Source organism: Candidatus Pelagibacter sp. Uisw_101 (assembly GCF_047727615.1).
GTDB lineage: Bacteria > Pseudomonadota > Alphaproteobacteria > Pelagibacterales > Pelagibacteraceae > Pelagibacter.
Window position 1 is genome coordinate 983,882 of sequence record NZ_CP159821.1, and the last position, 10,622, is coordinate 994,503.

At 30.2% G+C, this 10,622-nt stretch carries 10 protein-coding genes; 3 read left to right on the top strand and 7 right to left on the bottom strand.

All coding sequences use genetic code 11. The features are described 5' to 3' along the window. Positions 1-2: 2 nt before the first annotated feature. The 5 genes from ABXT48_RS05285 to ABXT48_RS05305 are packed head-to-tail and all read right to left on the bottom strand — an operon-like array spanning position 3 to position 5,546. On the bottom strand, positions 3-1,301 hold the full coding sequence (locus tag ABXT48_RS05285; RefSeq protein WP_415302744.1) for a PQQ-binding-like beta-propeller repeat protein: 1,299 nt from the start codon (positions 1,299-1,301) through the stop codon (positions 3-5). Next, positions 1,294-1,938, bottom strand: coding sequence for a hypothetical protein (locus tag ABXT48_RS05290; protein WP_415285962.1), 645 nt, complete (start codon positions 1,936-1,938; stop codon positions 1,294-1,296). Before ABXT48_RS05290 ends, ABXT48_RS05285 begins: the two co-directional genes overlap by 8 nt. Positions 1,939-1,940: 2 nt before the next feature. After that, positions 1,941-4,610, bottom strand: coding sequence for an aconitate hydratase AcnA (gene acnA, locus ABXT48_RS05295; RefSeq protein WP_415302746.1), 2,670 nt, complete (start codon positions 4,608-4,610; stop codon positions 1,941-1,943). A 1-nt stretch (position 4,611) separates the two neighbouring features. Continuing rightward, a complete protein-coding gene (locus ABXT48_RS05300) occupies positions 4,612-5,202 on the bottom strand; it encodes a LysE family translocator (RefSeq protein ID WP_415285963.1) in 591 nt (196 codons plus the stop codon). A 2-nt stretch (positions 5,203-5,204) separates the two neighbouring features. Beyond that, positions 5,205-5,546: a tRNA-binding protein gene (locus ABXT48_RS05305; RefSeq protein WP_415285964.1), complete on the bottom strand. Its 342-nt coding sequence runs from the start codon at positions 5,544-5,546 to the stop codon at positions 5,205-5,207. Positions 5,547-5,573: 27 nt separating this feature from the next. On the opposite strand from ABXT48_RS05305, the gene argE reads away from it, so the two are divergent. Next, entirely contained in the window at positions 5,574-6,764 is a 1,191-nt protein-coding gene (gene argE / locus ABXT48_RS05310) for an acetylornithine deacetylase (protein WP_415285965.1), read from the top strand. Here argE and ABXT48_RS05315 read toward each other — a convergent pair. Further along, the gene (locus ABXT48_RS05315; protein WP_415302748.1) at positions 6,761-8,197 is read right to left on the bottom strand and encodes an aldehyde dehydrogenase family protein; all 1,437 of its coding nucleotides are present in this window, start codon (positions 8,195-8,197) and stop codon (positions 6,761-6,763) included. The genes argE and ABXT48_RS05315 overlap by 4 nt on opposite strands. A gap of 20 nt (positions 8,198-8,217) precedes the next feature. Beyond that, positions 8,218-9,177 (bottom strand): agmatinase, encoded by a 960-nt coding sequence (gene speB / locus ABXT48_RS05320; protein ID WP_415285968.1) that lies wholly within the window; start codon positions 9,175-9,177, stop codon positions 8,218-8,220. Between the two features lie 57 nt (positions 9,178-9,234). Between speB and ABXT48_RS05325 the strand changes: the two genes are divergently transcribed. Together ABXT48_RS05325 and ABXT48_RS05330 are read left to right on the top strand one after the other, a co-directional pair. Continuing rightward, entirely contained in the window at positions 9,235-9,972 is a 738-nt protein-coding gene (locus tag ABXT48_RS05325) for a putative zinc-binding metallopeptidase (protein ID WP_415285969.1), read from the top strand. Further along, a complete protein-coding gene (locus ABXT48_RS05330; protein WP_415302750.1) occupies positions 9,972-10,616 on the top strand; it encodes a peptidylprolyl isomerase in 645 nt (214 codons plus the stop codon). Before ABXT48_RS05325 ends, ABXT48_RS05330 begins: the two co-directional genes overlap by 1 nt. Positions 10,617-10,622: the final 6 nt, after the last annotated feature.

Consider the following 10,622-nt stretch of genomic DNA (forward strand, 5'->3'; position numbering starts at 1 on the left):
TACTAATTAAATTTAATAATAGAACCATTGCTTATTAAAAAGAGTTTACTTTCATTTATAAAAGGTTTTGAAATTTTGCCACTTGAAATTTTAATTGTTTCAAGAATGCTACCTTCATTTCCATTTATTATTATTAATTTCCCATCATCATTGGTTAAATAAATCTTGTTCATGCCCACAAAAAAACCTGTAGGTTTAGTTTGACCTCTTTTTATCTTTTTATAATTTATAAACAAATCATTAATTCTGATTATATTTCCTGTTTTTTTATCAGCTACGTACAAATATCCTTTTTCAGAAACAGTTATTAAAAGCTTGCCAATAATGACAGGTTTAAGATCAGAACTAATTTCAGTTTTCCAATTAATTAATCCTGATGCTGTATCAATAGAATAAAATTCATTTTTATTATTAGAAAAGAACATTGTATTTTCATTGATCACCAATTCTGAATTTGATAATTGAAATGCATTTTGACTAATATTGTTATTTTGTGTGGGTAGTTGCCAAATAAGTTGACCAGATTTTATATTTACAGCAGTGATGTCTCCAATTGAGTTATTAAAATAAATATTTTTTTCATCAAGAGCAATTGATATTTTTGTATTTGATTTTGTTAAAGATTCTTCAGTCTTTAAGTTCCATACTTCTGATCCATCTTGAGTTGATATTGACCTTAGAATATTTTTATAATCTACAACATAAAAAACATCGTCTTTTATTTTAATGTTTGAGTTGAAGGGAACTATATTTGTTTTTGTCCATAATAGTTCGCCTGTGTCAATATTGATTGCATAGTATTTTGCCACATTATCTGTCACAATTAATGTATTATTTTTTATAGCAAAGTTTAATCTTGGATTTATTTTTTTTTCACTTTTATTGTAAAAGTTATTTTTCCATACTATTTTTTGATTTTCATCATAAAAAATAATCGTTCCTTTATTGTCATAAAAAATTAAATCTTTATTATAAAATAAAGGATTTGGACTTATAAAATCAAAGTCATTGAATTTAGAAAATTTATATTTTCCAATTCTTTGTAAGTCGCCCTCATATGCAAGTTCTCCACTGTCATTTTGATTATTTAAACTATTTTGATTAAGCTTTTCACTGGATATCTTAATGTACAAATTTGCATTAAACTCTTGTTCAAGTCTTGTTTGTTTTGTTAAAATAGTTTTATTATTTACGATTGGCGCTTCTTTTTTATTATCTTTACCAAAAAATCCTAATTTTTTATTTGTTGAACAGTTGTTTAAGATTACGAGGATTAAGATTGATAATAGTACTTTATTCACCGAGATCTCTATTTAGTCTCTTTTGTGACTCATTTTTGATTGTGATATTAGCATTAGGTAAAACTAAAATCTGGTTAAAAAACTCTTTAGCTTTTTGTTTTTCATCTTTTGAGTAAAAAAATTCTGCTAGTAAGTATAATGCGTGGGATTTCCAAATACTTTCAGAATTAATCACTGGATTTAGTATTTTTAATAATTCATTTTCACTTACAAAGTCTGAATTAAATAATGCTTTTTTATATATAATTAAATTTTTGATTTCATTTTCAAGGTTTGTTTTTTCAATCAATTCATTAAATAATATATTTATCTCATCATTGTTTTCTAGTAAATTATTATCTAATAAGTGGTATAAGGCTAGTGGAGAATAAGTTGCATCATTACTTTTTATAACATTAACCATTTCATCAATTATTTTTTTTTTATTTTCTGGACTTAGATCTATTAAAGCTAAGTTATATTGATTTGCTAATTTAATTTTGGTTCTTTCTTTAGATTTTTCAAATGATAGATACCCAATTATAATTACTAATATTATTGAGACAATTATTATAAGTTTTCTTTTATTATTTATAAAAAAATTCTTTATTCTTTCATTTCTTGCGTTTGAATCTATGATTGTAATTTCTTCGTCCATTTTTATATCATATTTCTTAATACATATTGAAGTATTCCACCATTTTTATAATACTCTAATTCGTTTTTAGTGTCTATTCTACATAGAGTTTTAATCTTTTTAATATCTCCAGAGGCATATTTTATCTCAACCTGAACATGATCTGATGCATTTATACCCTCTTCTATTTGAAGAACAGTTATTAACTCTGATCCAATTAATTTTAAGTTTATCCTATTGTTTCCTTCTGTAAATTGTAAAGGTAAAACACCCATTCCAATTAAATTAGATCTATGAATTCTTTCAAAACTTTCTGCTATTACAACTTTTACACCTAATAACTTTGTTCCTTTGGCAGCCCAATCTCTTGACGATCCTGTTCCATATTCTTTTCCACCTATAACAGCAAGGTCTGTTCCTCTTTTTTTATATTCCTCTACAGCATTATAAACTGGCATCACTTTTTCTTCTGGATAAAGTTTTGTAAACCCACCCTCTGTTCCAGGTGCCATTTCATTTCTTATTCTAATATTTGCAAAAGTTCCTCTCATCATTACTTCATGGTTGCCTCTTCTTGATCCATAGGAGTTATAATCTGCTGGAAGTATTTGATGTTCCATAAAATACTCACCTGTTGGACTTTCTTTTTGAATGTTCCCTGCTGGAGAAATATGATCAGTTGTAACCATGTCTCCTAAAATCAAAATTGGTCTTGCATCTTTAATGGGCTTAAATCCTTCTGGTTGATCTGGTAAATTTTCAAAGAATGGTGGTTTCTTTACATAAGTTGAACCAGAATCCCAATTGTAAATACTTGTATTTTCAGTTTTAATTTCTTGCCACTGCTTAGGGCCCTCTGAAATATTTGAATACCTTTTAACAAACATCTCTGCATTAAGAGATTCTCTCAATGTATCTTCAATTTCTTTATTCGATGGCCAAATATCTTTTAAAAATATATCCTTACCATCTTTGCTTTTTCCTAAAGGTTCCTTGTATAAATCAAATTCCATATGACCAGCAAGTGCATAAGCTACTACAAGTGGCGGTGAAGCTAGATAATTAGCTTTTATATGTGGGGATATTCTTCCTTCAAAATTTCTATTTCCTGATAAAACTGAAACAGCGTAGATGTTTTCCTTGTCTATGGCTTGAACAATTTCTTCCGGTAAAGGTCCTGAGTTTCCTATACAAGTTGTGCAACCATATCCAACCAAATTAAAACCAAGTTTATCTAAAAATACATTTAGTCCTGCTTTTGCTAAATAATCAGTAACCACTTGCGAGCCTGGTGCTAATGATGTTTTTACCCATGGTTTAGTTTCTAAACCAAGTTCAACTGCTTTTTTTGCTAACAACCCAGCTCCAATTAATACATTGGGATTAGAGGTATTAGTGCATGAAGTAATAGCTGCAATTAATATTGAACCATCTTTAATTTCATAATCTGTTCCTGATACTTTTGAAACATGTTGTTGTTTTCTGCTAGTTGCATCTTCAAAAACTTTTTTAAATCCAGTGGACGCATCTGTTAACAAAACTTTGTCCTGAGGCCTTTTAGGTCCTGAAATAGTTGGAACAACTGTAGACATGTCCAGTGATACAGTATCAGTAAATTCAACTTGATCATTAGCCCACAAACCTTGTTCTTTTGCATACTTCTCAACTATATTAACTGTATTCTCATCTCTTCCTGAGAATCTTAAATATTTTAATGTCTCTTCATCAATTGGGAAAAAACCACATGTTGCTCCATATTCTGGTGCCATATTTGCAATTGTCGCTCTATCAGCAAGAGTTAAGTTCTTTAAACCTTCTCCATAAAATTCAACAAATTTTCCAACAACCCCTTTATCTCTTAACATTTTCACAACTGTTAAAACTAAATCTGTTGCAGTCGTGCCTTCTGGCATTTTATTTTTAACTTCAAATCCAATTACTTCAGGAATTAACATAGAAATTGGTTGGCCTAACATTCCAGCTTCAGCTTCTATTCCACCAACACCCCATCCAAGAACAGATAAGCCATTAACCATGGTAGTATGACTATCAGTACCAACTAACGTGTCAGGAAATAAATAGTCCTCGTTTTGAAATTTTTCAGACCAGACTACTTTTGATAAATATTCTAAATTAACCTGGTGACAAATTCCTGTTCCAGGCGGAACTATTCTAAAGTTATTAAATGCTTGTTGACCCCATTTTAAAAATGAATATCTCTCACCATTTCTTTTAAATTCAATATCAACATTTTTTTCAAATGAGTCTTTATTTGCTGATTTATCTACTTGAACTGAATGATCAATCACAAGGTCAACTGCAGAAAGTGGATTGATAGTATTTGGATCTTTATTTTTTTCTTTAACAGCCTCTCTCATAGCTGCAAGATCAGCAACTGCTGGTATTCCAGTATAATCCTGCAATAAAACTCTAGCTGGTCTATAGGCAATTTCAGTTGATGATTTTTTTGTCTTCAACCACTCTTTAATTGCTTCTATTTGGCTTTTGGTAACAGATAAATCATCTTCATATCTCAATAAATTTTCTAATAAAACTTTAAGGGATTTCGGTAGTTTTGAAATTCCATCTAAACCATTTTTTTCTGCTTCAGATAGGGAATAATATTTATATTTTCTATTGTTAATATCTATAGATTTTAAAGAATTATAAGAATTTTTGTTACCTGGTTTCATATTATAAATAAAAAGTTGCGATACAGCTTAATAGAAGCAGTGACATAGCATAATTAAACAACTTAATAAATTTATCATTTGTCGCAAATTTCCTCATAAATTTACCTATAAGCACCCAAAAGATGATACTTATTATTGCAAAAACGAAAGCAACACCAATTACCCATAAAGAATAGTTTAAAAAATTATTTCCTACCTCAACATAAGTCGATACAGATATTATTGCTACGATTACACCTTTTGGATTTAAAAATTGATACATAAAAGTTTCAGTAAAACTTACAGGGTTGAGACTCTTTTCTTGGGTGCTAGTTTTAGAAAATGATATCCTATAAGCTAAGTAAACTAAAAATACAGTTCCTGTGAATATCAATGTTTTTTGAATTATTGGATAAAGCTTAAATATGTTTATTAATCCAAAATTCACAATAGCAATCATTGTGGTGAATCCAAAAATGACCCCTAACATAAGTGGTATAGTTTTTTTTACTCCATGGTTAAAACCTGAGTGTGAAGCAACAATATTATTTGGTCCAGGCGAACAACTGGTTACAAACATAAACAAAGAAAGTGACAAAATTTCAGGGTGCATTTTTATGCAATAGGTAATCCGTTTTTAGATTCTTGAGATGGATGAATTAATATAACTTTTCCCTCTTTATCAATTGAACCTAGAATAAGAACTTGTGAAACTATTCCTGCAATATTTTTTTCAGGAAAGTTACATATACCAATAACTTGTTTGCCCTTTAGATTATCTTCATTATAATAATGAGTTATTTGAGCTGAAGACTGTTTAATTCCAAGTTCTTTACCAAAATCTACTTCAATAACTAAAGAAGGTTTACGTGCTTTTTCATTTTTTTTTACAGATATTACAGTTCCAACTCTAATATCTATTTTGTCAAAGTCATCATAGGTTATTTGTTCTTTCATATATTTAATATATAATAGATGTTATTTATGAGTACAGAAAATAGTTCAGATCAATTATTTAATAATTCAGTTAAAATTTTAACTGATTTAATTGCATTTAAAACAATATCTGGAGAAGATAATAGCTCTTTGATTAACTATTGTGATGATATTTTAAAAAAGCTAGGTGCCACTTCTTTTAAAACTTACGATGATGAAAAAAAAAGAGTAAATTTATTTGCTACACTAAAAGCTAAAAATTCAAATAATAAGAAGCCAATTATTTTATCAGGCCACACTGACGTTGTTCCTGTTTCAAAGGGCTGGAGTTCAGATCCTTTTACCGCAACTATTAAAAGCAATAAATTATATGGTAGAGGTTCATGTGATATGAAAGGTTTTATTGCATGTACTTTAGCTTATGCACCTATTTATTCTAAATCAAATTTAGATAGAGATATTCATTTCTCATTTACATTCGATGAAGAAACAGCATGCCAGGGTGCTCCTATACTAATAGAGGAATTAAAAAAAAGAGATATTAAAGATGGTATTTGTATTATTGGTGAACCAACTAATATGAAAATTATTGATGCTCATAAAGGATGTTATGAATACACAACTTATTTTAAAGGTTTAGCAGGACATAGTTCAGCACCCCATAAAGGTGTAAGTGCTGTTGAATATGCATCGCGATATGTAAATAAATTAATTGAGCTTAGAGAGAAGCTTAAAAGTAAAGCGCCAGAAGACTCTATTTTTGACCCACCACACTCTACCCTTTCTATTGGCGGTGTGTTTGGTGGTATTGCTCATAATGTAATAGCAGACAAATGTCATGTTAATTGGGAAACACGACCAGTTGTTAAAGAAGATGGGGTTTTTTTAAATCAAGAAATCGACAAGTATGCAAATGAGGTGTTATTACCTGAAATGAAAAAAGTTTTTCCTAATGCCTCAATTGAAAAAGATATTATTGGTGAAATAGTTGGTTTTGATAGACAAGATAAGTCAGATGCTTGTGAATTAATTTCGAGTTTAACAGGTGATAATTCTAGGCAAGTTGTTTCATTTGGAACAGAGGCTGGATTATTTCAAGAAATTGGGATTAGCACAGTGGTTTGTGGTCCAGGATCAATTGAACAAGCTCATAAAATAGATGAGTTTATAGTTTTAGATGAACTTAAAAAATGTTTAGATTTGTTGGATGGAATTAAAAATAATTCTATTCCTAATTAATCGTTCCAGCCACTAACAACTTTAACTTCAAGATACTCTTCAAGCCCTAATTTACCAGCTTCACGACCAATACCAGAATGCTTATAACCACCGAAAGGAGCATCTGGTGCTAAACCAGCTCCATTAATATCTACCATTCCTGATCTTAGTTTTCTAGCAACTCTATTAGCTTTTTCTTGATCTTGAGTTTGAATAAAATTTAACAATCCATAAGGAGTATCATTTGCAATTTCAATTGCTTCTTCCTCTGTTTCAAAGGGTATAATTGATAAAACGGGTCCAAATATTTCCGTTCTTGCAATTTGCATTTGATTATTAACATCTGCAAAAGCAGTAGGTTTAACAAAATATCCTTTATCAAGTCCATCGGGTTTACCGGTTCCACCAGCAACTAATTTAGCACCTTCATCAATACCAACTTGAATTAACGCTTGGATTTTATCAAATTGAGCTTTTGAAACAACAGGTCCAATATGATCACCTTCTTTTGTTGCAACATCAACCTTCATTGAGTTAGCAAAATTTTTTACTCTTTCAACAGTGTCTGCATAAATTGATTTTTCAACTAACATTCTTGTTGGAGCATTACAAGATTGTCCTGAATTTCTAAAACATCTAAGAGCACCTCTTTCAACAGCTTCTGCATCTGCATCTTTGAATATAATGTTTGCTCCTTTTCCACCAAGTTCAAGGCTAACTCTTTTAAAATCACTTGCTGCATTTTGAGAGATTAAAGCACCTGCTCTAGTTGAACCTGTAAATGAAACCATGTTTACATCGGGGTGACTTGTTAATGCATTTCCAGTAACTGCACCATCTCCATTTACTAAATTGAATACACCTTTTGGTAACTTAATTTCGTCAATCATTTCTGCTAAAATCATCGATGATAATGGAGCTATTTCAGATGGCTTAAGCACCATTGTACAACCTGCAGCGATAGCTGGTATTACTTTTAAACAAGTTTGATTCATCGGCCAATTCCATGGAGTAATTAATGCACAAACTCCTTTTGGCTCATGTAAAATATTATTATTAAGAGCATGTTCTCCTAATTTTGCTTCAAACGTATATTCTTTTAAAACTTTTATATAAGATTTTATATGACTAGCTCCAGTTCCAGCTTGCAATTGAGTTGAAAAATCAATTGGCGCTCCCATTTCAAGAGTTATAGCTTTAGCCATATCAGCCCATCTTTTTTTATAAACGTCATATAAGGCTTCTAAATATTTTAATCTCTCTTCTTTAGAAGAAAACGCCCATGTTTCAAAAGCTTTAGCAGCAGCACTTACTGCATCATTTATATCTTCTACTCCGCCTAAAGATATAACCGCACAGTCCTCTTCGGTTGACGGGTCTGTTACGTTAAAATCATTTGGTTTTTTTGGGGAAACCCATTCACCATTGATATAAAATTTTTTCTTATCTAACATTTTCAGAAACTATCCTTTCTTTATGATTTTGCAAATAAATTTGTTAATTCATAAACAATTGTTGCTGCAGCTAATGAAGTAACTTCAGCATGATCATATGCAGGAGAGACTTCAACAACATCAGCAGAAACAAGATTTAAACCAGACAAACCTCTTAGAACATTAACCATCTCTCTTGTGGTCATACCAGCAATTTCAGGTGTGCCTGTACCTGGGGCAAAAGCTGGATCTAAAACATCTATATCAATAGACAAATAAAGTGGATTGTTACCAACTCTTTTTCTAATTCTTTCAGCAATTTTATCTGTGCCTTGTGTTTGAAACTCATCACAGTGAATAATTTTAAAACCAAATTCTTCATCATTTTTAATGTCATCTCTACTGTAAAGTGGACCCCTAATACCAACATGCATTGAAGCATCATCTAAAAATAAACCCTCTTCTCTTGCTCTTCTAAAGGGAGTTCCATGTGTATAAGGAGCACCAAAATATGTATCCCAAGTATCTAGGTGTGCATCAAAATGCACTAAAGCAACTGGGCCATTACATTTTTTATTAATTGCTCTTAATAATGGTACAGCAATTGTATGGTCTCCACCTAGGCTAATTATACCACCAACTTTATTTAATAAGTCTGTTGCTCCAGCTTCAATCTGTTTTATCGATTCATCAATGCTAAATGGATTACAAGTTATATCTCCAGCATCTGCAACTTGTTGCACTTTAAAAGGTTCGACATCATAGCTTGGATGATAATTGGTTCTTAAATGTCTTGAAGCCTGTCTAATACTCATTGGACCAAATCTAGCTCCTGGTCTGTAACTAGTGCCAGCATCAAATGGAATTCCAACAATTGCTACATCACAACTTTCTACATCTCTTAGTTCTGGTAATCTTGCAAATGTAGATGGCCCAGCAAATCTTGGGACTTTAGTTCCACTAACAGGTTGAATTGGGTTTTTATTTCTTTCTTTTTTCATTTATAAATAAAATGTACCACATTCTTTGATAATGGAATATCTTCTATCTTTATAATTATGAACTTAATAAGAGCTATTTTACTATTAATTATTTTTATTACCCCACTAAAAGCCAATACTATTTATAATCTCATCAAAATACCCAACTTAGAGGTTTATGAAATAGATACTAAAAATAAGCTTAAATATTTTTATGCTGTCAGACCGTTTAGGCTAGGTACTCAAAAAAATATTGTTTGTTCAGATTCAAATAAAAAAGATTTAGATGCAAAATATAAAATTATTCATAAAAATCTTAGTAGATATTCCTATGATTATTTAAAAAAAATTAATCTCAAATATATTGTTATGTGTGAAAATTTGACAATTTCAGAATTATATACAGCTGGTATTCCAGATAATGTAATGAAAACATTAATACTGGATATTAAATTTAATGAAGATTACTTTGAAAGAGTAATCCATCATGAAGTTTTTCATGTAATGCATCTTCAGCATAAAAATATTTTTAACGAAGAAGAGTGGATTAAATTTAATAATTCTAGATTTAGATATGCTGAATGTTCTACATGCACAAAAAAAATAAGCTTAGAGCAATACCAAGAAACAAAAGGTTTTTTCACAGAATACTCTAAGTCGACGGCCTCAGAAGATATGGCAGAAGTTTATTCGCATATGATCTTTTTAGAAGAAAAGGAAATTAACCAAATTCGTAAATCAGATCCTATTTTAAATAATAAAATTTCATATATTGAAAATAGAATAAAAGAAATAGATAATTCTTTTACATTTTAATGATAAAAAAAATTAGCGCTTCTACATCAGAAAAATTTATTTTTATTTTTTTAATTTTATTAGGAGTCGCTACTTTCTGCACATACTTCATAGTTAAAAATAAATGTTTATTTGTCAAAAATATTAATCCAAAGAATATTGCTTTTAAAAAACCAAACAATATAGCAATTTTAGATGCACCTTGTGGAAATGTGATTATAGAACTTTATCCAAATACTTCGCCTAATGCAGTTCAAAGATTTGTAACTTTAATTAGATCCAATGCTTATGAAAATATTGCTTTTCATAGGGTAATTGAAAATAGACTTATTCAGGCTGGTGACCTAGAGTTTGGAAAAAAAGGAAATTTAGATTATAGAAAAATTGGTACTGGAAAATCAGGTTTAGGTACAATTAAATCAGAGATCGATAATAACTTTAATTACACCAAAGGTAGTGTCGGATTAGCTCGAACATTTAAGAACGACACTGAAGATAGTCAATTTTTTATAATCTTACAGGATGAGCCATTATTCGAAGGTGAGTATACACCTGTTGGTAGAGTTCTTTATGGGTTAGAAGTCCTAAAAAAAATCAAACATGAAAGACGCTCGGAGTATATATTGAGACCTGACTTCATTAATTCGTTTAAAATGCTTAATTAGTGAGGG

Bases quoted from the DNA above. Each gene is read 5' to 3' on its own strand.
- ABXT48_RS05305 (WP_415285964.1), bottom strand. From the start codon at position 5,546: ATGAAAGAACAAATAACCTATGATGACTTTGACAAAATAGATATTAGA.
- ABXT48_RS05290 (WP_415285962.1), bottom strand. From the start codon at position 1,938: ATGGACGAAGAAATTACAATCATAGATTCAAACGCAAGAAATGAAAGA.
- ABXT48_RS05330 (WP_415302750.1), top strand. From the start codon at position 9,972: ATGATAAAAAAAATTAGCGCTTCTACATCAGAAAAATTTATTTTTATT.
- acnA (WP_415302746.1), bottom strand. From the start codon at position 4,610: ATGAAACCAGGTAACAAAAATTCTTATAATTCTTTAAAATCTATAGAT.
- ABXT48_RS05325 (WP_415285969.1), top strand. From the start codon at position 9,235: ATGAACTTAATAAGAGCTATTTTACTATTAATTATTTTTATTACCCCA.
- argE (WP_415285965.1), top strand. From the start codon at position 5,574: ATGAGTACAGAAAATAGTTCAGATCAATTATTTAATAATTCAGTTAAA.
- speB (WP_415285968.1), bottom strand. From the start codon at position 9,177: ATGAAAAAAGAAAGAAATAAAAACCCAATTCAACCTGTTAGTGGAACT.
- ABXT48_RS05315 (WP_415302748.1), bottom strand. From the start codon at position 8,197: ATGTTAGATAAGAAAAAATTTTATATCAATGGTGAATGGGTTTCCCCA.
- ABXT48_RS05300 (WP_415285963.1), bottom strand. From the start codon at position 5,202: ATGCACCCTGAAATTTTGTCACTTTCTTTGTTTATGTTTGTAACCAGT.